The organism is Veillonella infantium, assembly GCF_002959895.1.
GTDB classification, from domain to species: domain Bacteria; phylum Bacillota; class Negativicutes; order Veillonellales; family Veillonellaceae; genus Veillonella; species Veillonella infantium.
On record NZ_PPDD01000010.1, the window covers coordinates 208,397 to 235,046 of the forward strand.

The following is a 26,650-nucleotide window of genomic DNA, read 5'->3' on the forward strand; positions in this document are numbered from 1 at the left end:
CTCCTATACACTATAGGTAAGAAATGTTACGGACGTGACAAGATCTAATTTTCCTTCAATGGCATTCCATCTTAGCATTAATTGACCATCATCACTGGTATATTCTTCTATGATGCCCAACTCCTTAAATACATCTAAGGATGTAAGGGCACTGCGATTATTTTGATCTGCCGGCTTACGGCGCAAAATTTCTTGTTCCACATTATAAACCGATTGACTACGACCACGCATAGCTTGTTTTACTATGACATACATTTGTCTAAGACCTTCCGTGGAAAGCGTAATCGGCTCTTCAGTGAGCGGTTCAATAGCTTGGATCATAAGCTGTGGAGAAACCATCCCTTGCCATTCATTCTTTTGCAATGAAAATGCTACTTTCACCACAGTTCCAATGAATATAGTTTTAAATAAATCGGGACGATTCCAAGCAATGGCATCCAATGTGCCACTAGAGGTTTCTAAAATCACCTTGCAATGATTTTTCAATTGTCCCATTAGCATTATATCTTGTACGGTTGCTTCCATAACGGCAAAGACCGGCGTACTATTGGCCATACCGTATGGCTCAAGGGCTGATACGCGGTCAATAATATCTACATCGATATCATCAACGGGTAGTTCCGCATCAATAGCAACAACGGGAATGTATTCCTCTGTTGTTACATGCTCCTTACAATATGCAGTCAAACGGTCTCGCAACTCATCTATACGATTTGCATCAATACTGAAGCCTGCTGCTGCAGCATGGCCACCGAATTGTAATAACACATCTTCGCAAGACTTCAGTGCATCGTAGATATTAAAACCATCGATACTACGACAGGAGCCTTTGCCAATGCCATCGTGGATACTAATAACCAGGGTCGGTTTATAAAACTCCTCAACTAAGCGAGAAGCCACAATACCGATAACACCAGGGTGCCAGTCTTCACCGGCTACAACGGTTACATAGTCTGCCTTATGGCCTTGGTTAGCCACATCGATACGAGCTAGTTCGTGAATATTTCTCTCTAGTTCTTGACGCTCACGATTTGTTTCATTTAATTCTTCAGCAATCGCTTCAGCCATGTCAGCATTATCAGTAACTAGCAACTCAACAGCACGTGTTGCATGAGTTACACGACCTGCTGCATTGAGCCGTGGGGCTAAGGTGAAACCAATATGTCCAGATGTTATAGTTCGCTCATGGAGACCTGCTACATCGACTAGCTTTTTAATTCCTAGATTTGGATGACTATTCATCTTTTCAAGGCCTGCTTTTACGATGATGCGGTTCTCACCGACTAACGGCACAACGTCCGCCACAGTGCCTAATGCAACAATATCTAAATCATCTAAATACCATTCACCAGTCTTTGTAAGCCACAATGCTTGGCATAATTTAAAAGCAACCCCAACACCGGATAAGTTCTTATCCTTGTAGTGACAATCCTTTTGCTTGTGGTTAATAACAGCCTTTGCTCGTGGAATCATATCTGGTGCTGTATGATGATCCGTAATAATCATATCGATACGGTCACGTACAGCCTCAACAATATCGTAAGAGCTAATACCACAATCCACGGTAATTACTAAAGCTGTCCCCTGCTCTATAAGATGCTCTAAAGCCTCTAAATTGAGGCCATACCCTTCACTTTGACGCTCTGGTATGTAATAGGTAACATCAGCACCTAGTTTCTTTAAAAAACGATATAGAACAGATGTGGCAGTAATGCCATCTACATCATAATCACCATAAATAACGATTGGTTTATGTTTTTCAATTGTCTCCTGAACTAGCGAAACAGCTACATCCATATCTTTTAATGCGAATGGATCTAACAAATCAGACAAAGAGCCTTGTAAAAACCGACGCCCTTCATCAACATCTATGTGGCGATTAACCATTAATTTGGCCACAATAGGATTCACACCAAGTTCACGGATTAAGATATTCTCTTGTTCTTTGTCGCTTGTGGAAATGCGCCAACGTTTTTTCTTAATCATCATATCCCTCAGTAGTTTATAATCAATATTAGTATAAAACTTCAACGTATTATCATTATCATTTTTATTTATTATACATCAAAAAGTGAACAAAATAAACTATTTTATATATTTTATTCTCATTTAAGCTTTGTGTTTTTCTCAACAAAAAAGAACCTCCCATTATCAATAGGAGGTTCTCTATCAGTGAATTACTTAGAACCGGAAGTCTCGTTCGCCGTCTTTCATCTGTGCAATATAAGCTTTAGCTTTATCTTTAACTAAATCATTTTTGATATTTTCTAACTGTTGTTCAATAACCTTAGCGCCATGAGCTTTAGTTTTTTCGTCACCATAATCCATGATGTATTCGTTTAATGTCATCAATGCATTAGGTTGGCAACAGTTATGGATTTGACCGGATTTAGCGAGGGCCATAAATCTGTCCCCTGTTCTACCTGCTCGATAGCATGCAGTACAGAAACTAGGCACATATCCAAGATCTAGTAACCAATCTACGATTTCATCTAATGTACGTGTGTCACTGCGATCAAATTGAGCCGAATTATCCTCTGGTTTCTCTTCTTCTTTATAACCACCTACGCTAGTACGAGAGCCACCACTAATTTGGGAGATACCTAATGCCAAACCGCGTTCACGCATGGATTGACTTTCACGGGTAGACATAATCATACCTGTATACGGTGTGGATACACGAATAAGAGCAACGATTTTCTCAAATATATCGTCAGGTACAGCATTACTGAAATCATCTACATCGATATCATCAGCTGGACAAATACGAGGTACAGAAATTGTATGTGGACCTACACCAAATACTGCTTCTAAATGCTCTGCATGCATCAACAAACCTACAAAATCATATTTATAATGTTCTAAGCCATAAAGAACACCGATACCTACATCATCAATGCCACCTTGCATAGCGCGATCCATCGCCTCTGTATGGTAGGCGTAGTCGCTCTTAGGGCCTGTTGGATGAAGTGCTTCGTAGTTTTCTTTATTGTACGTTTCTTGGAATAATGTATATGTACCAATACCAGCTTCATGTAATTTCTTGTAATCCTCAACGGAACAAGCTGCAATATTTACGTTTACACGGCGAATTTCGCCATTTTTATTTTTAATACCGTAAATAGTCTTGATAGATTCCAAAATATATTCAAGAGGATTATTAAGAGGATCTTCACCAGACTCAATTACGATACGCTTATGCCCCATTGCTTCTAAGGCAATAACCTCTTCTCTAATTTGGTCTTGAGTCAACTTTTTACGTTTAATATCGCGATTTTTAGAATGGTACGGACAGTATACACAACCATTAATACAATAGTTAGACAAGTATAATGGTGCAAATAGAACGATACGATCGCCATAAATAGCTTTCTTGATTTCTTTAGCTAACGCATAAAGCTTTTCCTTATATTCAGGCAACGGACATTCTAATAGAACAGCTGCTTCTCTATGGTTTAACCCCTTAAATGTAGCAGCTTTTGCTAAAATAGCATCTAACAACTCCCGATTTTCCTTGTTTTCCTCTGCATAGGCAAGGGTGTCAAGGATTTCCTGATGGGAAATAAATTCCTCCGCCTTTGGAGATTTTACATCATACATAGTACTTACCTCAAATCTTTCTAGTGGCAACGCCACCCCTCTTTAGGTATATGAAAGTATATGACAACCAGTCTTCTGGTATTTCACTGATACTGTACATAGTATACCACTATTCCTACTAAAAAACATAGGAATTTGACACACAATAATAAAAGGTTACTCCCTCATAAGAGGAAGCAACCTTTATAGTATGGGAATTTCTAATTTATATCGATTATCTATATCGAATATGACTAAAATGTATGTAACTAAATTAATTCCTTATTTACTATTAACATTTCAATAGAAATTACTTATATAATTGATTTCTAGTATTAAAAAATGTTCTATATGCCAATTGACACGTAATAAAACAAGCAATCGATATAGTGGATAACGACATAAATGTAACGATCATTTGATATTTTACAGCTTCTAATGGAGGCATGCCTGCTAGGATAAGGCCTGTCATCATCCCCGGCAGCGCTACGATACCTAATGTCTTGGCACTATCTACAGTAGGTTGTAGACCCGTCTTTATAACATCACGAACTATTGCTTTCGAAGCTTGTTTAGGTGTACTACCCAAGGCTAATTTAATTTCCACCTCTTGTCTACGCAATTCAAAATTTGATAGCATTTGACGATAACAAAGCCCAATGGCTACCATAGCACCACTAATGACCATACCACCAACAGGAATCAATTGGTACGCAGTAAAACTAAGCACGCCAGTTACCAATAAAATAGATAAGGTTATCCATGCACCAATGGTGATAGCAAACCAGGAAATCCATAACGCATGCGGAATCCCTTGCCCTCGTTTAGCTGAGTTATAAGCGGCATTAAAAGCCATAAATCCAAGTAAGCCAATAATAAATATTGGACTTTCCGTACTAAAAATATAGGATAAAATAAACCCGATGACTAATAGTTGAACTGTAGCACGTATAGCACTGATGAAAATATCCTTTTCTAGCTTCAATTCTTGTCGATAAGACATAATCATACTAATAATAACTAGCACTGATGCAAGGCACAACGATATAGTAGATATAGTTTGAAACTGACTCATATCAGTACCTCCTCTTTAGCTAATTGACCGTCTACGATAGTGATGCGGCGATTTGCAATACGCAAGCTTTGCTCTTCATTATGAGTAATGGAGATAATGGTGATCCCCTTTTTATGAAGCTCATCAATCACATTTTCTACAATAGATGTATTCGTCGCATCTAAGGCAGACGTAACCTCGTCTAAAAGCAACACTTTAGGCTCGAAAATAAGGCTCCGAATAAGGCATATTCGTTGCATTTCACCACCAGACAACTCATCATTACGGCGCTCCATATAATTTAGTGGCATATGTAGTAAATCAAAGAGATATTCTATACGACTCATATCCGGTTTTAAACCGCGAATATCATAAGGAAATAGAATATTACGACGTACTGTTTTCGCAAACAAATAAGGTCTTTGAAAGCAGTAGCCCACCTCTCTACGATAAGATTCAGGATCTATAGCCGTTAAAGGACGATCATTATAAGTAATAGTTCCCGATGTAGGACTAATCAGATCACTACATAATTTTAAAAGTGTACTTTTACCACTTCCCGAAGGACCTACAATAGTAATATAATCGCCTTGATTTACCGATAAAGATACATCACTGATAATAGATTTGTCTTTTACAATATAAGATATATTTGATAATTCTAGCAGTGCCATAATGCCCCCTATCTCGTCATATGTGTATTAAAAGCAAAATATCGGCTCACTGTTGCTAGTTATTTAGTATTCTTAAGCATAATGATTCTAATTATGATATCATTGCAAAATGATAATGCTAAGCTTAATTATAATATATCTATCAGACACATACTACAGAAATACAAAAAATCCCTAGTGGAAAACCACTAGGGATTAATAGTCTTTGTAAAATTAAGCTTCTACAGGGTATACGCTAACTTTACGGTTGTAACGACCAGCACGTTCGAATGCTACTTTACCAGGCACAAGTGCGAATAAAGTGTCATCTTTACCGATACCTACGTTAGTACCAGGGTGGAAGTGAGTACCACGTTGACGAACGATGATGTTACCGCTCTTTACGATGGAACCATCATGGCATTTAACACCAAGACGTTTAGATTCACTGTCACGACCATTACGAGTACTGGACACACCTTTTTTATGTGCGAACAATTGCAAATCAAAAGTAAACATTAAGTTCACCTCCTATATTTCGTGTATTTGGACAAACTCTGGATATTGACGGCTAATTTCCTTTAAACCAAGGATCATAGTCCCCAGAATATCCTGTCCACTCTGGTTAATCGTACCAGAGAGAACCATATCACATCGACCTTCGCTATTCGTATATTCCCCTTCTTGCTGAGCAATCTGGGTAAGACCTAACATTGCCGTTGCCGTTAAGGCAGACACTGCAGCACATACGATATCGAAGCCATGCTCATCATATCCTGCATGACCGGATAGGTGACAACCAATGACTTGATTCTCACTATTCCGCTGGATTTCAATGGAAACCATAATTAAGCTTGGATAGATTCAATACGAACTTTTGTGAACGGTTGACGATGGCCTTGACGACGACGGTAGTTGGATTTAGCTTTGTATTTGAATACTAAGATTTTTTTACCTTTACCATGCTCAAGAACTGTACCTGTAACTTTTGCACCGTTTACAAGAGGAGCGCCAACTTTAACGTCGCCGTCATTCACTACAGTCAAAACTTCTTCGAATGTAACGGACTCGTTAGCAGCTGCTTCCAATTTTTCGATAGTAATTACATCGCCTTCAGCAACGCGATATTGTTTACCACCAGTTTTAATAATTGCGTACATGAGAACACCTCCTTGTTATCGAACTCGCTGAATTCGGTATCCCGACCCGAACTTCGGTCGGGCGTTTAAACCTGCTTCACGCGGATTGCAAAGTTCAGTAAACCGAACTAATACTGATATAGTATATCGTATTTACCTATCTATGTCAAACAAAATTCAACATACATAGCTCAGTTTATGATACTTTCATATATATACAAACCTCTAAAATTCTCCAATAATACCGAGGTGTTGTAAAAGTATTTTTGTACCGATGAGAATCAATACACCCCCACCTAGTATGTCTGCATATTTTCCCACGAACTGGCCCATAAATTTGCCTAGGTACACACCAATAAGAGAAATACCAAAGGTAATTACCCCTATCATAGTAGAGGCTTCCCATACATTAATAGGTAGAAAAGCAAAGGTTAAACCAACCGCCATCGCATCAAGGCTAGTTGCCACAGATAGCATAATCATTTCCCAAGCACCTAAAAACTGTTTATCATCATCTTCATCGTCATCACTAAGGCCTTCTCGTATCATAGCAACACCTAAATAGCCCAGAAGTCCAAAGATAATCCAATGATCCCATTCAGATATGACATCGATAAACTGGCGACCAATAAGCCAGCCCATAACAGGCATGAGAAACTGGAATAACCCAAATAAGAATGCCAATGTAACCTTTCGGCCATTTTCACCTACCGGCATTGATAAACCTTTACCAATCGATACACCAAAGGCATCCATGGCTAGACCAATACTAATTAATATAATTTCAAATACAGACACGAAACTCACCTATAAAAACTACTTACTTATTCTGCTACTGCCATCAAAGAATATCCTTCTCGGCTAATTTGTGAATTCACTACAATCGAAATCTTACGCCCTATAGAATCGCCTAACTCCTCAAGGACAGCCTTAGTTAAGTATTGGGCTACCTCTGGATGTACTTCGATTTCTAGATTAGATTTAATGCGACCTGATTTAAACAGCTCACGTATACGACGGATAATTTGCATGTATACAGTTCTACCTGACAACATGTATCCAGTGCCACCACATTGTGGACATGTATCAAACATCAAGGTTTGCAAACCTTGACGGGCACGCTTTCTAGTCATCTCCACAAGACCAAGTGAACTAATGCCACATACGACAGTTTTCATCTTATCTAACTTAGCTTGTGCGCTCAACAGTTTTAACAACTCTTGTTGATGGGACTTATCCTTCATATCGATAAAATCGACGACGATAATACCACCAATATCGCGCAATCGCAATTGTCGACAAATTTCCTTTGCCGCCTCTTTATTGACTGTAAAAGCCAGATCTTCTAACTTATTAGACTTACCTGTGTAATGAGCCGAGTTTACATCAAATACGGTGAGAGCCTCCGTATGATCAATACGGATAGAGCCACCGGAAGGTAGATTAATATCACGAGAGATAAGATCTTCTAATTGTGGTTCAATATGATTGGCTTTAAAGATAGGTGTGCTACCACGGTGACGTGTCACTTTAATTTGCTGTGATGTAGGGCCATGACCTAAGAGGTCCATCAATCGTGATTCGCCCATATCGGAATCGACGATGATTTCCTCTACATTGCGATGCGCATAGTCTCGCACAAGGCGGAACCAAAAATCCGCATCACTATAGAGATCAGTACCACTCTTAGCCACCTTAAATCGTTTTAATACATGTTGCCATGTACGCCATAAATATTCCATATCACGACCGATTTCGTCAGCACTAGCCTTAGCGGCTGCGGTACGAATAATAAATCCACAGCCTTCCTGTACATAAGGCACTGCTAATTCTTGTAATTTAGCACGTACTGCTTCATCAGTAATTTTCTTAGAAATATGCATGCCTTCAGAATATGGTAAAAGCACCATAAAGCGTCCTGCCAAACTCACATCAGCTGTAACGCGAGCTCCTTTGCCAAGCATTTCCTCTTTTACCACTTGTACAAGAATTTGCTGTCCCACAGATAGGCGTGGCAAGATTTTCTGTTCTTTCCCCTGTTGAAGGTTCAAATACGCATTTTGAGAGCCCCCTATATCAACAAAGGCAGCCTGCATACCGTTTAATACGTTCTTAACAGTACCTTTGTACATATGATTTGCCATATGAGACTCATCAGTACGTTCTAAGACAAAATCTACTAACTGCCCTTCTTCGTTGATAACAGCCATGCGAATTTCTTCTCGCATAACATTGACCAAAATTTTATGCATCCTATCCCTCCCTTCGTTCAATTTAAAATATATAGATCTTTTAAAACACTAAAGCGTATATAAACCGCTTAAGATTTATGTAAAGATATTAGTAATTAAGATGTATATAACGAGTATTAGTAGTTAATTTCCAAAGGAGTGTAACGACCTTCTTCATTTTCCACCATAATCGCTTTACGATGAATTTCATATCCCGTCGTAATAGGCCAGTTATATTGATCTTTACCAAGGTTCCATACTTCGCTAGGTTTGATTGTGCCTTGCGGATAAATGCCGATGCCCATTGTAAGGGTTACCATACCGTCCTTAACAGATGCTACGATAGGTTCTTTTACAAACTCTTTCACATCAATAGTGCGAGTTTTCTTAGGCGTTACCTTTTCATAAGAAATCTCCGTAGCTTCATTGAAAGATTTGAGCAAAGCATCCCAATCCGCATGTTCATCCGTTACAGGACCTGTTACTTCGTAAATAGCAAAGTTACAGATAGCCATCATCTTTTTAACCTTTTCAGGCATTTCCTTGCCACCTAGCACCTCAAGACCTGGCGGTGCTACACGATTTAAACGGTCTATAATAGACTCTAAGCTGTCATCTTCAATGACATCCATATCAATATATTCAGCCGCCGCTGTTACACCTAGAGCAAGTGCAGAGGAAAAGCTAATTTTCATATGTGGATTAAAGCCTTCAGAATAAGCCATTTTAATTTCTGCGCGGCGAATCATACGTTCTACTGCTTGTGCATAATCAAGGTGCGACAAGAATCGCAATTTTTCGCCTTTATTTAAGGCCAAACGTAACTTTTTCAACTCTGCCACCCTCCTTATAGTCAATAATTGCAGTATTTAGCTCTGGACATACGTTACAGCCCTTACATGGACCGCGACGGCAATCACTTGTTAAGTTTGCCTCTACCGCTTGTTCCCACTCTCGTTTCAAGAAAGCTTTACTTACAGTGCAATCTAAATGATCCCAAGGTAATGGTTCGTCGAAATCACGAGTACGACGTGCAAAATATGCAGGATCTAAACCACAGTCAGCGAATGCTTGTAACCAAGTTTCATAGTTGAAGAACTCAGTCCAACCATCAAATTTACAACCTGCTTCCCAGGCTTTTACAAGAACTTCAGATAATCTACGGTCCCCACGAGCAAAGGCAGCCTCCATGTAGCCCGTATAGCCATCATGGTAATGATAGGAAATATTGCGATTATTGATGAGAGATTTTAAATACCGTTGCTTACGATGAATTTCCTCTACATCTTGTTGACCATACCATTGGTATGGAGAATGTGTTTTTGGCACAAAGAAGGATACGCTCACAGTTACAGAACCATTGCGTTTACCCGTAATATCACGGTGTAAATCAAGCACCTTGTACGCCAAATCAGCAATACCTGCTAGGTCTTCATCAGTTTCAGTAGGAAGGCCCATCATGAAGTACAGTTTAACTGTATTCCACCCAGATTTAAAGGCATTTGTACACGCTGCCAATAAATCTTCTTCGCTAACGCCTTTGTTGATAACATCGCGCATGCGCTGTGTACCCGCTTCAGGAGCAAAAGTAAGACCACTCTTACGTACTTGTTGCACCTTTTTCGCAATATCGATGGAGAAACTATCGATGCGCAAGGATGGCAAGCTTACGCTTACTTGTTTGTCTTTGAACTCTTCCATGAGCATGTCTACTAACTCTGGCAATTTAGAATAATCCGCAGAGCTTAAGCTCATCAAAGAGATTTCATTATAACCAGTGTTAGCAATCGTATCCTTAGCAATTTGAAGCAAACGCTCTGGCGTCTTTTCACGAACAGGGCGGTATAGCATTCCCGCTTGGCAGAAACGACAACCACGTGTACAGCCGCGGAATAATTCTAGTACTGCCCGGTCATGCACAATATCTAAGAAAGGCACCACAGGTTTTGTAGGGTAAAATACATTTTCTACGTCCTCTACGATGCGTTTCTCTACAGCTGCCGGTACATCTTCAAAGCGAGGTGTAATAGATTTAAAATCGCCTTGTTCTGTGTATTCTACATCGTATAACGCTGGACAATAGGTACCAGGAATTTGAGCCACTTTACGCAAAAACGCCTCTTTACCACCAGGGAAACCTTTTGCTTTTTCAGCTTTATAGAGGTCGATAAATTCATCGCCCCATTCTTCGGATTCACCGAGAGATACAATATCAAAGAAATCTGCAATAGGCTCTACATTAAATGCACATGGGCCACCACATACGAGTAACGGGAAATCCATATCACGATCTTTAGCGTACATAGGAATGCCAGCCAAATCGAGCATATTCAAAATATTAGTAAAGCTCATCTCATATTGAAGCGTAAAGGCTAGTACATCAAAGTCTTTAATAGGCGTACGAGTTTCCAAAGAGAATAAAGGAATGTTGCGCTTGCGCATCTCCTCTTCCATATCGTGCCAAGGTGCAAACACACGTTCCGCTGCTGCATCATCACGACGGTTTACAAGACCATATAAAATTTTGATACCCAAATGGCTCATGGCCACTTCGTATACATCTGGAAAAGCTAATGCCATTGTTACATCAACAGTACTGTGATCTTTTACGATACTGTTATATTCGCCACCCGTATAACGAGCAGGCTTTTGGACATGTTGTAACCATGACGTATCTAATTGAATCATACATCCTCCGTCTTTTCTGAAAGACTTCTTTCACAATCAATCCTATATATAGGTTATTTAAAAAATATATTTTGTCCGTTGCATTGCGATATTTAACAAAATACCAATACTCAACATATTCGTAGTCAATGCACTAACACCATAACTAAGGAATGGCAATGGAATACCAGTAACAGGCATAATACCAATTGTCATACCTACATTAACGAGTACCTCAAAGGTAAACATAGTGGCAATCCCTGTAGCTAATAACATACCAAAATTATCATTGCACATATACGCCACTTTAATGCTGCGATAAATAAGCATAAAGAGCAATAACAATACTATGATACAACCTACAAAGCCAAATTCTTCACCAATAACGGAGAAAATAAAATCCGTATGATTTTCTGGTAAGAAGTTCAACTGACTTTGTGTGCCATTAAAGATACCTTTGCCAAAAATCAACCCAGAACCAATGGCAATCTTAGACTGAATAATATGATAGCCAGATCCAAAGGGATCAATATCTGGATTTAAAAATACGAGAATACGTTGTTTTTGGTATTCTTTCAGTACAAACCAGCCTAAAGGCATCAATAATAAACCAGTGCCCGCGATAATTTTTATGAGTCTAGTTTTAATGCCAGAGATAAATAGCATCCCCACAAAAATGGCAATGTACACAAGAGATGTACCTAAGTCAGGTTGTAAAAATACAAGTCCAATAGGTACCCCAACATATAATACAGGCAATATTAAAGACTTAAATGTATCTAACTTGCCAATACGAGGCTCTAGCATTTTGGCCATACAGATAATCATCAATAATTTAGAAAATTCTGATGGCTGAATGGTAATAGGACCCAGTTGAATCCACCGTTGAGCACCCAATGCAGATGTACCAACGGCCATAACGGCAATTAACATCAAAAGGGTAATGCCATAAATGATATTGCCCCAATCCTTTAACCGATGGTAGTTAAGGAATTGCATGGCTATCACAACAGCTGCATTAGCAAGGAAAAATATAAGTTGCTTTACTACTAAACTACCAAATCCAATAGGCTCTTGATTAACATGAGTTGCACTGCCAATAGCTGCTAAGCCAATGCAAACCAGTAGAAAAGTACATATGATAATAGCCCAGTCGCTATCATTCCATAGTTTCCGCCACATCATATCACCTATTTCAATTTACGACGGCGCCATAAACTTTGCTTACCTTGCACTAATAAACGCTGAGTAGTCCATCCACCGCGATTAATATACAAAACAGTATTCGAATCTCCAAAGATAGACTCACCAGCTGAAGCAAGAGTCGGTGTACATGATTCTTCTTTAGCCGCTTTTTTCTTAGTTACATAGGCATCAAATTGTTTTTGTACATCATAATCTTCCCAACAATCGCCTGTCACAACATAGTCTACAAGAGGTGCTAATACATTACGAAACTCATGAGAAGCAAGGTCTAACAAATGACCATCTTGTGTATATGTTAGGATATCTTCATCATAAGGAATCATAGCCCCTACATACTCGGCGCGAAGGACTTCCAACATATCATATAAATCTATGTCTTCACCATCTACTGGCACTGCATTAAAGGCAATAGCAAAGTCGCGAATATTATGTTCTTGACATACTTGAATCATACGCGCCCCATTGCGCAAGGATACCCACAATGGATGTGTCACAACGATACAACGACTCACAAGATCTAAAATTGACTCAATGCCCTTGCCAATCCCTGCTGGTGCATCGATCAGAATATAGTCATATACATCACAAAGCCGACGAACTAATTTCTTATACTTCTTTCGACCTATATCTTCCCAGCGTGCACTTTGACTAGCCGGTAAGAAATCTAGATTTTTTGCAATGGATACAATAGCATCATTTGTATATTCTTTATCTTCACTCGCATCAAGTGCATCATAGATAATTTCATCTGCCACGCCTAACACGAGATCCAAATCGCGCAATCCAAAGTCTCCATCACAGAGCAATACGCGGTGCCCTGCATGACTTAAGGCTGCACCCAAGCATGCAGTGACGGTCGTTTTACCTACGCCACCCTTACCGGATACAACACCAATGATTTCGCCCATACTAATCCTTTCTTGGTTGCCCACTTGTTACTGCATTCTGAGGTTTCTGCCCATTAGACGTATTCCCTACAGTTGCACTATCTTTATTACTTTTAGTATTTGTGTCATTCGTTTTTTTATTTAATGGTACATTGAAATATGCGGCTAGCACATCACGTACGATTGGACCTGCAGAGCCCGCACCAAAGCTACCTTGTTCAACAAGTGCAACCACAACAATTTGTGGCTTATCATATGGTGCATAGGCTACAAACCAGCCATGATCTCGGCCATGTGCATTTTCTGCAGTACCAGTCTTACCAGCTACATTAATTGGGAAGCCTTTAAATAAGTCCCCTGCTGTACCACCTTCGTTTGTAACATCACGCAAACCTTCTCGAATAAGGTCCATAATATTTTTTGGAACTGGTAGAATACCTAATTTATCAGGACCAAAAATCTCTTTCGGAGTGCCATCTTTATTATCAATACGGCTTACCACATAAGGTTTATATTTAATACCACCATTAGCTACTTCGCTGAGCAAAACAGCCATTTGCAATGGCGTAACTAAGGTAAAAGATTGACCAATAGCAGCATCGAAGGTTTCACCTAAGTACCAATCTTCATCATATACTTTTCGTTTATACTCAGGGCTTGCCATAATGCCAGACGCCTCGCCTGGTAAATTAATGCCAGTCTTTTCACCAATGCCAAAATAAGCCGCATATTTATCGAGATTTTCTATGCCTACACGATTACCCATTTCATAGAAGTAAACGTTATCTGACTTAGCAAGTGCTCTATTAAAGTTAAGCCATCCTAAGGCTTCACCTTCTGCATTTCGCTTATCGATCAACCAGTGCTTACCACTGTCAAAGATCATCTCTTCAGGAGTAACCTTTTTAAGATCTAACGCTGCTGTACCGGTGATAATCTTAAATGGTGATCCTGGTGGATATTCACCAGAAATAACCTTATTATCAAAAGGATGATTTTTATCATTATTCAGCTGATTCCATTGAGCAGTTGTAATCCCTTTAGAAAACCAGTTTGGATTAAATTCAGGCGCACTGACCATAGCTAAAATAGCCCCTGTATTAGGGTCCATGGCCACCACTGCTGCCCCTTGTGCGGGAATACCTTGCGCACGCAATTGATCGAGCTGATTCTTAACAGCTTCTTCTGCAGCCTTTTGTAAATTCACATCGATGGTTAGATGAATATTAGCACCTGGCACTGTATGTTTTCGATCTACCTCAGCCACAGGACGACCTGTAGCATCTACCTCAACTTGTTTACCACCATCGGTACCACGTAAGATAGAATCATATAATTTTTCGAGACCAGAACGACCTAAAATAGTACCACCACTTACCAGTGTATTAGGGTCTTGCTGTTTTAGCTCTTCTAATTCCTCTTCACTCACTTCACCAACATAACCAAATAATTGAGAAGCCATCGTTTCATATGGATAGTATCGAAGTGGCTCAACATCAATGGTTACCCCTGGTAATTCATGACGATGCTCTTCAATGGTTGTCACTACGTCCATAGAAATATCATTAGCAATACGTATTGGCTCATAACCATACTTGTGATCATTAACCTTCTTTGTAATATCTTCAGGCTTCATTTTTAATAAAGCTGCCAATTTAGCAACTTCACCATCATCCAAAGCCTTTCCAGTAGGCATGATAGATATAGTATAGGCAGGTCGAGAGCCTACAAGAATTTGACCATTACGATCATACATAACGCCTCGTGCTGCAGTCATCGGTACCATGCGCAATCGGTTGCCTTCCGCCTTGGCTTGATAATAGCCACCAGCCAAGATTTGTAGCATAAACAAACGCAATGCTAACACTATAAATATACCCGCTACAATGTAAAAGAGTACATCAAAGCGACTCGTTTTTCTTCGTTTATAGAGGCCTTCAAGCACTCTTTCACCCCCTTACTAATTTATTACCAAATATAATCTTGCTGTTCGTCCTTACGCCACAATAATCCATGTACGATGGCCGCCAATAAACCGTTCCAAAATAGTACTGGTATAACCATATGCCACATATATATCCCTATATGTAAATCTCCACCACTGGCCAATATCATTAAGCTCCGGATAAATCCATCAAGCAATGTACAAATGGCTACAATAGCACTGGACCAATACCAACGTTCTTCATAGAGTCGATGTTTCACTGCAGATAATAGGTAAACCACAAGAACGTAAGGGAATAAATGGAGCCCAAAGAAGTTAGATATCAATACATCATGTACAATACCACCTATAACAGCTGCCATCAGCCCCATATAACGACCTTTAAATAGTGTGACTATAACAATGGTGGTCAAAATTAAATTTGGCAACCAATTCGTATGAAAAATAGCAGGCAATAATTGGGCCTGTATAAAGTAAATTAAAAATCCACAGAGTACTAAAGCTAGACGCGTCATGGTTTAACGGCCCCCTTTGCCCCTTCAACTTGATCTCGTTGTGTTTGAGGTACTAGTTTAGGCTCAAGACCTGGTTTTTGTGGTGCACTTACGGAAGATGATGTAAGGACAAACACCTCTTCTAAACGATAGAAGTCCACACTTGGTGTAATTACGGCATTCTTTACAAAACCTTCCGTATCATTTTCGATGGACTGTACATTACCAACAGGCAATCCTTTAGGGTAGATACCACCATACCCAGAGGTGATTAATTTATCCCCTACTAATACATCACCATCACGAGCAATATTTACCATTGATGGCGTACGAGGTGAGTCGCCATCACCTTTTACGACACCAGATAGGCGAGATTCAGGACGTTGTACAATAACACCGATTGCACTACGCGGGTCAAGAATGGTTTGTACTCGAGAAGAGTGAGGGTATACATCGGTAATAAAACCAACTACCCCACTTGGTACAACGACAGCCATATTGACAGCCATCCCTTCTTCACTACCCTTATCGATAGTGAAAGTATTTGTCCATGTGCCGTAATCCTTTGTAATAATACCTGCTAAAGTCATGGAGAATTCCGGATGATTGCTCTTATAGTTGAGCAATTGACGAAGTCGAATATTTTCTGCTACTACTTCATCATAGTTAACAACCTTTTGTTCTAATGCAGCCTTGCGAGATGCTGCCTCATCACTTTCAATAGTTGCAGAAATAGCATTATTGAGTACTGTAAAACCGGTTTGTACACCGTCAAGCAAACGGGCAGATCCATAAGCAAATGGCGTTGTAATACCTTCAAGAGTGACAGTAACAAAAGGAATACTAGTTCGTTGTTTCCATGCAAATCCGAGCAACGCTAATAGAATACAGCTAATGACAACAACGATAATTAACTTTTTATCTGACTGTATCATATTAGTCTTGGCCCTTTCTATTTTTAGAATTCACAATAAAACGTGATAAGCTCACCAAGTCAGATGAAGCCCCGTTAAGGCCCACAACGACTTTTGTCTCTGGTGCATCCGGAACATGTACAGGCACACCTAACTCGCCCCCGATACGCTCAGCCAAACCCGACAGTTGCGCAGTACCACCAGTAAGATATATTCCATATTGCATAATATCTGCTACAATCTCAGGTTCAGCAGAACGAATCATTTGTTTCACTTCATCTAAAAGGCCAGCAATACAGTCATTAACAACTTGATATACCTCGGACTGATGAATAACACAACGTCTGCCTAAACCATTCATCATATCACGGCCTTGAAAGGCATATTCCGCATCTTCTAAAGGTGCCATAGCGGTGCCTACTGTATGTTTAATATCTTCTATAATTTCTTCAGAAACGATAACCCCAAAACACTCACGTACATAGCGTAGCAATGCATTATTGATATCTGAGCCACCGAAGCGAATCGTTTTACTGTCTACAATACCGCCCAATGAAACAATGCCCATATCGACAGTGCCACCACCAATATCAATGACCATAGATCCACGAGCTTCAAAGATAGGTGCACCGCAACCAATGGCTGCAGCGACAGGTCGCTCGATAAGAAATACTTCGCGTGCTCCCGCCTGAATAACAGCATCCATCATCGCTCTTTGCTCAACGTCGGTCATCCCACAAGGAACACCAACAAGAACTCGAGCGCGGCGCAATGCATTAGACACTTTATTCAGAAAATAGTTAAGCATCGTGTGCATAACTCGATAGTCCACAATAAATCCATCTTTTAATGGTGTCAAAGGGCGCCACATATCGGGCATACGCAATACAAGACGTGCCGCTTCATCCCCAACGGCTACTACTTTTTCTTGTTTTGTATCAGTTGCTATAATAGATGGTTCGCTTATAACAGTTCCTCGCGTCCCCCCCATGAGGCGCGTCTGTATGGAACCAATATCTATACTTACATCTTTTCCTAGAGTAGGTAAAATGGAACTCATAGTAAAATCTCCTTCATTACATCATTATTCCATTTTACCACATATAATGCGACTTTATCTATTGAATAGAAAAAGCACTCCTATAATGATGTATACATCTCTTCACTGAACAAATCAGAAAGAGTGAACTCATTATTATGAGTGCTTTTACTATTAATATGTGCATTCTCTAACTAAGTTTACCTATTTCACTAAGGCTAGTGAATTCATTATCACCAATAATAATATGATCTAATACTGGTATTCCCATAAACTGACCTGCACTAACAAATAACTTGGTAAGCCGAATATCTTCGTCACTAGGCCGGCTATCGCCAGATGGATGATTATGTATTAAGATAATGGCTGCCGCATTACAAGCTATGGCCTTCTTAAAAACAGCTCGCTGCTCTACGAGGCTAGATACTAAACCTCCATTCGAAATATGTTCTAACTGAATCAACTTATTTCGAGACGTCAACATAGCTGCCCATACATGCTCCACATCTTCGTGTCGCAGGCGCTCCATTACATATTGAGCAATGACAAAAGGTTGAGAAAAATCTTCGTATGTTTCCTTAATTTTTAGTTCCCCTAATCGTCGCCCCATCTCAAGAGCCGCACACAAAGTTACCGCTTTATCTGTACCAATTCCCTTAATTTTTATAAGCTCTTCAACGGTCATTCTATTAAGACCGTACTCCCCATCATCATAGGACTGTACAATATCACTCGCTAGCGATATGGCAGACTGACCTTTCACCCCAGTACGCAATAAAATAGCTAGCAATTCCTCCATCGCCATATGGGATGGTCCTAAAGCAAGAAATTTTTCACGGGGACGCTGAAATGGTAACATGTCTTTTACACTTACTGTTGGTACTTCCATAGAATCTCTCCATTCAAATAGATAACACCATTTGTAAATCTAACTACACACATCTACTCTCTTACTATATCAATAGCGCACAGCACAGCACAGCACAGCACAGCACAGCACAGCACAGCACAGCACAGCACAGCCGATTATAGCACCATCGCCATCAAATGATAGTATTATTTAGCACCTAATGCTTTACACAATTCATCGTATACATGTTCAACAGGTAATCCTACCACATTGGTATAAGAGCCTTCTATGTTCTCTACCCATAAAGCACCTTTACCTTGTATGCCATAGGCGCCAGCTTTGTCCATAGGTTCGCCACTAGCAATATAGGATTCTATTTCAAAAGGAGCTAATTTTTTAAAATATACCTTTGTTTCATTATGAAAAACTATTTCTTGACCTTTAATAAGCAAGGCTACACCAGTAATTACAGAATGAACTTGGCCTGATAAACGCTCTAGCATATGACGAGCCTCAGATTCATCATGAGGTTTACCTAGCACTTGATTGTCTAATACGACAATCGTATCAGCACCTAGTACGATGCTCCCTTCAGGTACGCCTACAGCCGCACGAGCCTTACCTAAAGCTTGTTCTTTCACCATTTCAATAGGATCATCATAACCCTTATTAGCCTCTTCATAGGCACTTGATACAACAATATGATCAATACCAACTTGTGTTAATAATTCAGTTCTTCGTGGTGATTGGCTCGCCAAATATAATCCAGCCATTTGCACTCCTTTATAGTATATGAATTTTAGTTAATTTCACCGTTTTATAAATAAAACCATTCCAACTAATTTAGATAATATAAATTAGAAAAGATCTGTAAATTAAACAAGAATATCAGGGCCATCCTTTTCAGGTGTTGTTAACTTTTTATAGTACTCTTGTACATCTTCACCATGTTTTACCGCATCAGCACGGACTGCAGCATAAAACACAATGTCCGCTTGAGGCACACGGATACGACCTGGTACATGTTCCTCTAAGATGTCAAAAAATTTATCATCCGCTTTCAATAAAAGGCGACCATTTTGAACCTTATCACCCTTTACAATCGCATATACTAGAGACCAAATAGGACGTGGATCAGAAGTTGAACATTTTCTATATTTATATCGATATTTAATATTTGTCAATAATTCACGTTCAAACTTAAACACGCCGTCAATCATATCGTAATCTACCTCAAAATGGCGCTTTCTAAAGATAGAAGATTCTTCAATTACCAATTTTGTATCTGTCAGAATATATGTATATCGACTAACCGCCTGTTTCACAATTACGATAATGGCCATGATCTCAATAAAGTATTCAGCAATTAGCACTGTATGTAAATTAATACTACGATATGTAGTGTACCCGACACCGCACAATAATAGAATCACAAAACATAATACTAGCCACTCTGCACTTTTAGCACGCTGAGATTTTTCTTCATATAATACTGTCATATATTACCCCTTTAAAAGAACTACTACTTTATAACTATACATTCTATTATAAGGTATTCTAGGTATAAAAACTACAAAAACCCCATCTATTCCTAAGATATAGACGGGGTTTTATGACTCTATTAGTCACCTAGTTCATATACGAACTATATTATTTTTTCAAGGATGCTGTAATACGTTGAGTATCGCGAGCAATCATGATTTCTTCGTTTGTAGGGATTACGAAGATTTTAACTTTAGAGCCTTCAGCACTGATTTCTTGTTCTTTACCGCGGATATTATTGCGTTCAGAGTCAATGCGAGTGCCCAAGTATTCTAAGCCGTTGCAGATTGCATCACGGTTACCGATACCATTTTCACCGATACCAGCAGTGAATACGATAGCGTCAACACCACCCATAACTGCTGCGAATGCACCAATTACACGGCGAACTTTATAGTGGAACATGTTCAATGCTAATTGAGCACGTTTGTTACCATTAGCTGCTGCTTCTTCGATAACACGGAAGTCATTGGACACGCCGGAAATACCAAGTACACCGGATTTTTTGTTCATTACAGTATCTACTTCTTCGTAGTTCATGCCAGTTTTATTCATCAAGAATGGAACGATAGCTGGGTCAATATCACCAGTACGAGTACCCATAATCAAACCGGACAATGGAGTGAAGCCCATTGTTGTATCGATGGAACGACCACCTTTGATAGCGGAAACGGAAGAACCATTACCCAAGTGACATGTGATGATACGAAGGTCAGACATGTGTTTACCCATCAATTCAGCGCAACGTTGTGCAACATATTTATGGGATGTACCATGGAAACCATAACGACGGATGCCATAGTCTTCATAGTATTCGTAAGGAAGCGCATACATGTAAGCTTCTTTAGGCATTGTTTGGTGGAATGCAGTATCGAATACAGCAACTTGTGGTACGTTTGGCATGATAGCTTGGCAAGCTTCAATACCTTGAATGTTTGGTGGGTTATGCAATGGAGCCAATGAGCAGCATTCTTCTAATGCTTCCATAACAGCTGGAGTGATCAATACGGAGTCAGCGAATTTTTCACCGCCATGTACTACACGGTGACCAACAGCGTCGATTTCGTCCATAGACTTAATTACACCATATTCAGCATCAACTAAAATATCAAGCAAAATACGAAGTGCTTCTTTATGGTTCAAAATTGGTTCAACGCGTTCTAATTTATCTGCGTTAGGACGTTTATGAGTGAAGATAGCGTCTTGATCACCAATCTTTTCAAAAAGACCTTTTGCCAATTCTGTTTCAGTTGTCATATCAAGTAATTGATACTTCAAGGAAGAACTACCGCAGTTAACTACTAATACGTTCATCGATTAACCCTCTTTCTGTTGCGTAACTTGAATCTTGTTTTGAATTTCTTTGCTGATATCAGCACCTACCTGATCCTTTTCAGGATATTGGTAGACTATATTCCACAATACGCCATGATCTAAGAATACGTATTGAGAAAATCTAAATGTTTGCCCTTGAGTTGTATAAGTCACATCAAGCTTTTTAGCAGACGCGCCTTCTAAAGCTACAGACTCTTCTTTGATGGTACCGCCGATTTTAGTAAACTCAGATTTGCTGCGGTTAACATACTCATCTACCGTTGGCAATGGTTTATTTTCACCGGCACGCAAAGCCTCAACCTCAATCACCATATGGTCTGTAACAGATCCATAAATGTCAATTGGATACCCATCATCAGACATATTTTTTGTGCTTTTACCCATTTCATAAGGCAAAGCAATGGTAATTTCAGATTGACCAGCACGGATAACTTGATGGCCAAAACTATATGTATCCATTACATTTGTAGAGCCACATCCCGCCATTGCTAGTAGCGCAGCACCGAGCAGAGCCCCTTGTAATGTACGTTTCCAATTTTGTTTCATCATATACCTCACATCAATTCAGCATTTACAGTTAATTATAGCCTATAGAACAAATAAAATCTACAAAAAACTTTAGTTTTACACACATTTTTTACATCTATTTCTTTACTATACGGCCTCTTAAGTTCAAAATTTATTTACAGTCTTTCTATGCTTTGTTACACTAACACTAATGAAAGGAGTCACTATGAAAACCATCGGTATTATTTGCGAATACAATCCATTTCACAATGGTCATGCACATCAACTACATACATTAGCTACAAGATATCCTGATGTATTGCGCATCTGTATTATGAGTGGCTCCTTTGTACAACGTGGCGAACCAGCCCTTTTCTCAAAATTCGATCGCGCGCGTTGGGCCATGCTTGGCGGTGCAGATGTTGTTATCGAACTCCCTACACTCTATTCCTTAGGCAGTGCGCAACTTTTTGGGACAGGTGCGGTTCGTTTAATTAAGGCTTTATCCATTGATACGCTTTCTTTTGGTTCTGAAACAACTGATTTAAATCAACTCATTCATACGGCTAAGCGTATGGATTGTGAAAGCACCCAAAATGAATTACGCAATTATTTAAATGAAGGCATGTCCTATGGTACAGCCTTCCGTAAAGCGCTAGGCTCCGAATCACTTAGCACACCTAATGCCTTATTAGGACTTGAATATATCCGTGCTGCAATAAAATATTATCCAAACTTAGAATATATTCCTATTCAGCGTACATCTGATCACCACAATCACAATTTCAATCAAGAGTTACCATCCGGTACGGCATTGCGTCATCTCATCACTACTGCTAATCCCTTAGATATGTGTTCAACGCTTCAAAGTACTATTCCAACACCAATTCTAGCTGATATGACGCATAGAATCACAAATGATGACTATGTCGACTACAATAGATATTACAATATGGTACATATGTTGAGTCGCCGCATGAATATCAATGAATTAGAGCGTTTTGTTGATTTTACTGAAGGTATTGAACACTTGTGGTTAAAAGCAGCACAACAGCCTTCATGGGAATCTGCCATTGAGCAAATAAAATCCAAGCGCTACACCTACGCCCGTTTACAGCGCATGGGTGCATATCTTACATTAGGCATTACGAAAGACTTGATAAATATCGCTATGCAAGACGGCCCTCAATACGCTAGATTACTAGCCTTTAACGACAGAGGACGCCAATGGCTGAGAACTGAACATGACATTCCACTCATTCAAAAATGGGCTAAAGCACCTACTCAGCTCAATAATCTCGGAAAATCTATGCATCATATAGATACACTAGCTACAGATATACAAGCCTTATGTTTCCATAATGAAGAGAGACGTGTAGGTCATACAGACTATACATATACACCGCAATATATCAAATAAAAAGTATAATTTTAATTTAAGCAAAAAAAGGGGTTACAATACAGATTATTCCTGTATTGTAACCCCTTCTTCACCATCTAAGTCTTCTACGGCAACTCGTACACTTTCAAGATGTGATGTAGGAATATTTTTACCCACATAGTCTGCGCGAATCGGCAATTCACGGTGACCACGGTCCACGAGTACTGCTAATTGAATAGATTTAGGTCTACCAGATGTCATCAATGCATTTAAAGCTGCACGAATAGTACGCCCTGTGTAAAGTACATCATCCACGAGAATGATTGTTTTCTCCGTTGTATCAATCGTACATGGTTTCCCCTCTTTTTGGCGAGCATCACGATCATCACGATACATAGCAACATTGAGTGATTCACATTCAATACGAATACCTTCAATGCGTTCGATTTCGGCCTGCAAACGTTTTGCCAAAATAACACCACGTCGTTCAATGCCTACAATAAGAGCATTAGATAAGCCTTTATTACGTTCTAGAATTTCGTGACTAATACGACGAATCGCGCGCATAATAGCATCTTGATCCATCAATAAGCGTTTCTTTTCCATATATACGCCCTTATAGCACAGAGTTCTCTATGCCCCTTTACAAATATAGTTAGAAGATTATTTAGTAAACCACAATATAAGACAGTTATTTTATTTATATGTATTTACGTTTGTCTACGTTTCTTTACATTTCGTTTGATTTCGTTTCATTTTTTCGCTTATTTACGCTTATCTTCTCGATATGTTTTAGCAAACTCTATACATGCTTTGAAGTCATCTGGAAGAGGCGCCTCAAAATGCATACTTTCACCTGTAATAGGATGTTTTACATCTAAAGATTTAGAGTGCAATGCCTGTCCTTCAATAGGAAAATCCATACGACGGTAACCATAGAACGGATCATTAACAACAGGATGTCCAATATGAGCAAAATGTACACGAATTTGATGTGTGCGCCCAGTCTCTAAATTACATTCAACCAGGGTTTGATGGCCAAATCGTTCAACTACATTAAAGTGAGTAACTGCATCCTTACTATTTTCAAAGACAACAGCCATTTTCATACGATCCTTAGGATGTCTTCCAATAGGAGCTTTAATAGTCCCCTTTTCTTCTACAATATTACCTTGTACTAATGCTAAATATGTCCGTTTAGCAGAATGCTCCTTTACCTGCTCCGCTAAACCTATATGAGCTGCATCATTTTTAGCAGCCATCATAACACCAGATGTATCCTTGTCTAAACGATGCACAATGCCAGGTCTAATCTCACCGTTAATACCAGATAAATCTTTGCAATGATATAGCAATGCATTAACAAGTGTACCCGAATAATTGCCCACCGCAGGATGAACAACCATACCACGTTGTTTATTTACAATGATAATATCATGATCTTCATACAATACATCTAAAGGAATATCCTCTGGTTTTACCTCTACAGATTCAGGTTCCGGTACCTCTACACGTACAACAGCATTTGGTGTAAGTCTAAGATTTGCTTTCCCTACCTTAGTACCTACTGTAACGTGACCACCTTTAATTAAACTTTGAATATAACTACGAGACCCTTCCATATGTTCTGTTAAGAATACATCCAGTCTCATACCGTCTTGCTCAGCACTTACAATATATTCGTTCATCCTCTACCTCTCTATGAGTTAAGTATCATATATTAATTAATTATTTGTCATAATATATGAATTATTTATCATCATCTTTTAATGTAAATAAATAGTAGACTACTAAAGCTACGCCTACACAGATACCAATATCAGCAACATTAAAAATAGGCCATATACGGAAATCAAAAAAATCAACAACGCCGTGAAGCATGTAACGATCTATGCCATTACCAATAGCACCAGACACTAATAAAGCAGATCCAATCTGTAACGTCCACGGACCTTTTGATAAGCGCTTCCAATAATACGCACAAACCCCCAGCAAAATAACTGCTACCAGTAAAAAGAACCATCGCTGATTAGCAAGCATGCCAAATGCTGCACCGCGATTAATAATATATGTTAAATGAAATACATTGGGTATAACCACTAAAGACTCACCTAACATAAAATGATTCATAATGTAATATTTAGTCCATTGATCTAAGAGTAACCAAAGGATTAGTATAATATAAAACAAGCTGTACTCCCTTATAATAATATATATCTTAATAGTCCTATTATACTAAGTTAAGCAAATTTAGGCAAAATAAAAAGCCCCTCAATGAGGGGCAGTTTAATTTGTGATTACTCAGCGGAAATTACAGATACTGGGCAAACGGATTCGCAAGAACCGCAATCGATGCAAGTATCGTTGATTTCGTATTTAGTTTCGCCTTCAGAAATAGCAGAAACTGGGCAAACAGATGCGCAAGAACCACATTTAATGCAACCATCAGCAATAACTCTCATAATTAGGACCTCCATAAAAATATAGATCAGAACTTTTATTATCATTTAGAAAGGCACTTGCCTCAACTTATGTTCTCATTATCACACAGTTCTTTTTGAAAGTCAAATGAAAATGATAAAAAACTGTATATATTTTTGCATATTACTTTTTCATTTTTATCATACAAAGCCTATGTTTATAGGTATTTTGATATTACTTTTCATTTAATTAATTGAATATGATATTCAACAAATGAGAATGTTGTAATTATCAATTTTATAAAATCCTAATCATTATAATAGGAATTTAATTATCAATATTTATTATCATAAAAACTATTTTTTTATTACAACAGATTTAACGCTTATCTATATTTTAATCTAACATATAAACTTCACTCTAAAAAAGGCCGAATCATACGATTCGACCTCATTTATATTTATAAAGTAAAGTAATATCTTTACTATTATTCACTATATAACAATAATACTATTTTTTTCTTATAGCACTTAGAAAGATGTTAAGAATGTTAGTGTACCTAAAATAACGCCTGCAAGGTTTGGTACGATTAAAATATAATCACGTTTAGGTGATTTTGTCCAACCATATAATACCCAGATCAAACAGGATACTGCTGCAAATAATGGTTGCCATGGTTGACTAGGTTGACCATGAAGATTAGCAATTATTTGTGGGATATAGGCTAAAAATACAAATACACCAATAAATGCACCAATAGAACCAACTAACATGTTAAATCTTTCTTTTGTCATAGATGATCTCCT

General features: G+C 38.8%; 28 protein-coding genes. 1 reads left to right on the top strand and 27 read right to left on the bottom strand.

Annotated elements, in window-relative coordinates; genetic code table 11:
• Positions 1–3 precede the first annotated feature (3 nt).
• The 22 genes from recJ to VCHSUH03_RS07235 all read right to left on the bottom strand — a co-directional run bounded on the left by recJ (position 4) and on the right by VCHSUH03_RS07235 (position 22,081).
• Positions 4–1,986 carry a single-stranded-DNA-specific exonuclease RecJ gene (gene recJ / locus VCHSUH03_RS07130; protein WP_105094524.1) on the bottom strand — a complete coding sequence of 661 codons (1,983 nt, stop codon included), beginning with the start codon at positions 1,984–1,986 and terminating at the stop codon, positions 4–6.
• Positions 1,987–2,181: 195 nt separating this feature from the next.
• A complete protein-coding gene (hydG, locus tag VCHSUH03_RS07135; protein WP_060923969.1) occupies positions 2,182–3,600 on the bottom strand; it encodes a [FeFe] hydrogenase H-cluster radical SAM maturase HydG in 1,419 nt (472 codons plus the stop codon).
• Positions 3,601–3,889: 289 nt separating this feature from the next.
• The gene (locus VCHSUH03_RS07140; protein ID WP_105094525.1) at positions 3,890–4,654 is read right to left on the bottom strand and encodes an ABC transporter permease; all 765 of its coding nucleotides are present in this window, start codon (positions 4,652–4,654) and stop codon (positions 3,890–3,892) included.
• Positions 4,651–5,307 (bottom strand): ABC transporter ATP-binding protein, encoded by a 657-nt coding sequence (locus VCHSUH03_RS07145; RefSeq protein ID WP_060923971.1) that lies wholly within the window; start codon positions 5,305–5,307, stop codon positions 4,651–4,653. Before VCHSUH03_RS07145 ends, VCHSUH03_RS07140 begins: the two co-directional genes overlap by 4 nt.
• A 213-nt stretch (positions 5,308–5,520) precedes the next feature.
• Positions 5,521–5,805: a 50S ribosomal protein L27 gene (gene rpmA / locus VCHSUH03_RS07150; RefSeq protein ID WP_004696430.1), complete on the bottom strand. Its 285-nt coding sequence runs from the start codon at positions 5,803–5,805 to the stop codon at positions 5,521–5,523.
• Positions 5,806–5,817: 12 nt separating this feature from the next.
• Positions 5,818–6,132, bottom strand: a complete 315-nt coding sequence (locus tag VCHSUH03_RS07155) for a ribosomal-processing cysteine protease Prp (RefSeq protein ID WP_060923972.1) — start codon at positions 6,130–6,132, stop codon at positions 5,818–5,820.
• Between the two features lie 2 nt (positions 6,133–6,134).
• Positions 6,135–6,446 carry a 50S ribosomal protein L21 gene (gene rplU / locus VCHSUH03_RS07160; RefSeq protein WP_004698652.1) on the bottom strand — a complete coding sequence of 104 codons (312 nt, stop codon included), beginning with the start codon at positions 6,444–6,446 and terminating at the stop codon, positions 6,135–6,137.
• A gap of 204 nt (positions 6,447–6,650) precedes the next feature.
• Positions 6,651–7,223, bottom strand: a complete 573-nt coding sequence (locus VCHSUH03_RS07165) for a manganese efflux pump MntP (protein ID WP_105094526.1) — start codon at positions 7,221–7,223, stop codon at positions 6,651–6,653.
• A gap of 26 nt (positions 7,224–7,249) precedes the next feature.
• Entirely contained in the window at positions 7,250–8,677 is a 1,428-nt protein-coding gene (locus VCHSUH03_RS07170; RefSeq protein WP_105094527.1) for an Rne/Rng family ribonuclease, read from the bottom strand.
• A 116-nt stretch (positions 8,678–8,793) separates the two neighbouring features.
• Positions 8,794–9,489 carry a TIGR03936 family radical SAM-associated protein gene (locus VCHSUH03_RS07175; RefSeq protein ID WP_105094528.1) on the bottom strand — a complete coding sequence of 232 codons (696 nt, stop codon included), beginning with the start codon at positions 9,487–9,489 and terminating at the stop codon, positions 8,794–8,796.
• On the bottom strand, positions 9,461–11,344 hold the full coding sequence (locus VCHSUH03_RS07180) for a TIGR03960 family B12-binding radical SAM protein (protein WP_105094529.1): 1,884 nt from the start codon (positions 11,342–11,344) through the stop codon (positions 9,461–9,463). Before VCHSUH03_RS07180 ends, VCHSUH03_RS07175 begins: the two co-directional genes overlap by 29 nt.
• A gap of 57 nt (positions 11,345–11,401) precedes the next feature.
• On the bottom strand, positions 11,402–12,505 hold the full coding sequence (rodA, locus tag VCHSUH03_RS07185; RefSeq protein ID WP_105094530.1) for a rod shape-determining protein RodA: 1,104 nt from the start codon (positions 12,503–12,505) through the stop codon (positions 11,402–11,404).
• A gap of 8 nt (positions 12,506–12,513) precedes the next feature.
• On the bottom strand, positions 12,514–13,437 hold the full coding sequence (locus VCHSUH03_RS07190; RefSeq protein ID WP_105094531.1) for a P-loop NTPase: 924 nt from the start codon (positions 13,435–13,437) through the stop codon (positions 12,514–12,516).
• A gap of 1 nt (position 13,438) precedes the next feature.
• Entirely contained in the window at positions 13,439–15,361 is a 1,923-nt protein-coding gene (gene mrdA / locus VCHSUH03_RS07195) for a penicillin-binding protein 2 (RefSeq protein WP_105094532.1), read from the bottom strand.
• 23 nt (positions 15,362–15,384) lie between these two features.
• On the bottom strand, positions 15,385–15,876 hold the full coding sequence (mreD, locus tag VCHSUH03_RS07200) for a rod shape-determining protein MreD (protein ID WP_105094533.1): 492 nt from the start codon (positions 15,874–15,876) through the stop codon (positions 15,385–15,387).
• On the bottom strand, positions 15,873–16,790 hold the full coding sequence (gene mreC / locus VCHSUH03_RS07205) for a rod shape-determining protein MreC (protein WP_105094534.1): 918 nt from the start codon (positions 16,788–16,790) through the stop codon (positions 15,873–15,875). Before mreC ends, mreD begins: the two co-directional genes overlap by 4 nt.
• Before the next feature lies 1 nt (position 16,791).
• Entirely contained in the window at positions 16,792–17,829 is a 1,038-nt protein-coding gene (gene mreB, locus VCHSUH03_RS07210) for a rod shape-determining protein (RefSeq protein WP_060923982.1), read from the bottom strand.
• Between the two features lie 169 nt (positions 17,830–17,998).
• Positions 17,999–18,697 carry a RadC family protein gene (gene radC, locus VCHSUH03_RS07215; RefSeq protein ID WP_105094535.1) on the bottom strand — a complete coding sequence of 233 codons (699 nt, stop codon included), beginning with the start codon at positions 18,695–18,697 and terminating at the stop codon, positions 17,999–18,001.
• Between the two features lie 167 nt (positions 18,698–18,864).
• On the bottom strand, positions 18,865–19,431 hold the full coding sequence (locus tag VCHSUH03_RS07220; protein WP_105094536.1) for a Maf family protein: 567 nt from the start codon (positions 19,429–19,431) through the stop codon (positions 18,865–18,867).
• Positions 19,432–19,533: 102 nt separating this feature from the next.
• Entirely contained in the window at positions 19,534–20,157 is a 624-nt protein-coding gene (locus tag VCHSUH03_RS07225; protein WP_105094537.1) for a hypothetical protein, read from the bottom strand.
• 151 nt (positions 20,158–20,308) lie between these two features.
• Positions 20,309–21,514, bottom strand: a complete 1,206-nt coding sequence (locus VCHSUH03_RS07230; RefSeq protein WP_105094538.1) for an acetate/propionate family kinase — start codon at positions 21,512–21,514, stop codon at positions 20,309–20,311.
• Positions 21,515–21,517: 3 nt separating this feature from the next.
• Entirely contained in the window at positions 21,518–22,081 is a 564-nt protein-coding gene (locus VCHSUH03_RS07235) for a hypothetical protein (RefSeq protein WP_039969076.1), read from the bottom strand.
• Between the two features lie 187 nt (positions 22,082–22,268).
• Here VCHSUH03_RS07235 and VCHSUH03_RS07240 point away from each other — a divergent pair, with 187 nt between their 5' ends.
• Positions 22,269–23,462 carry a tRNA(Met) cytidine acetate ligase gene (locus VCHSUH03_RS07240; protein ID WP_105094539.1) on the top strand — a complete coding sequence of 398 codons (1,194 nt, stop codon included), beginning with the start codon at positions 22,269–22,271 and terminating at the stop codon, positions 23,460–23,462.
• A gap of 45 nt (positions 23,463–23,507) precedes the next feature.
• Here VCHSUH03_RS07240 and pyrR read toward each other — a convergent pair whose 3' ends face one another.
• From pyrR to VCHSUH03_RS07265, 5 genes are all read right to left on the bottom strand, one after another.
• A complete protein-coding gene (pyrR, locus tag VCHSUH03_RS07245; RefSeq protein WP_105089436.1) occupies positions 23,508–24,029 on the bottom strand; it encodes a bifunctional pyr operon transcriptional regulator/uracil phosphoribosyltransferase PyrR in 522 nt (173 codons plus the stop codon).
• Positions 24,030–24,187: 158 nt separating this feature from the next.
• Positions 24,188–25,111 (bottom strand): RluA family pseudouridine synthase, encoded by a 924-nt coding sequence (locus tag VCHSUH03_RS07250; RefSeq protein WP_105094540.1) that lies wholly within the window; start codon positions 25,109–25,111, stop codon positions 24,188–24,190.
• A gap of 61 nt (positions 25,112–25,172) precedes the next feature.
• Positions 25,173–25,613 carry a signal peptidase II gene (gene lspA / locus VCHSUH03_RS07255; RefSeq protein WP_024065015.1) on the bottom strand — a complete coding sequence of 147 codons (441 nt, stop codon included), beginning with the start codon at positions 25,611–25,613 and terminating at the stop codon, positions 25,173–25,175.
• A gap of 107 nt (positions 25,614–25,720) precedes the next feature.
• Positions 25,721–25,885 (bottom strand): DUF362 domain-containing protein, encoded by a 165-nt coding sequence (locus VCHSUH03_RS07260; RefSeq protein ID WP_005386021.1) that lies wholly within the window; start codon positions 25,883–25,885, stop codon positions 25,721–25,723.
• A gap of 489 nt (positions 25,886–26,374) precedes the next feature.
• Positions 26,375–26,650, bottom strand: a 276-nt coding sequence (locus tag VCHSUH03_RS07265) for a SemiSWEET family transporter (protein WP_277620754.1), incomplete at its 5' end; no start/stop codon positions are given.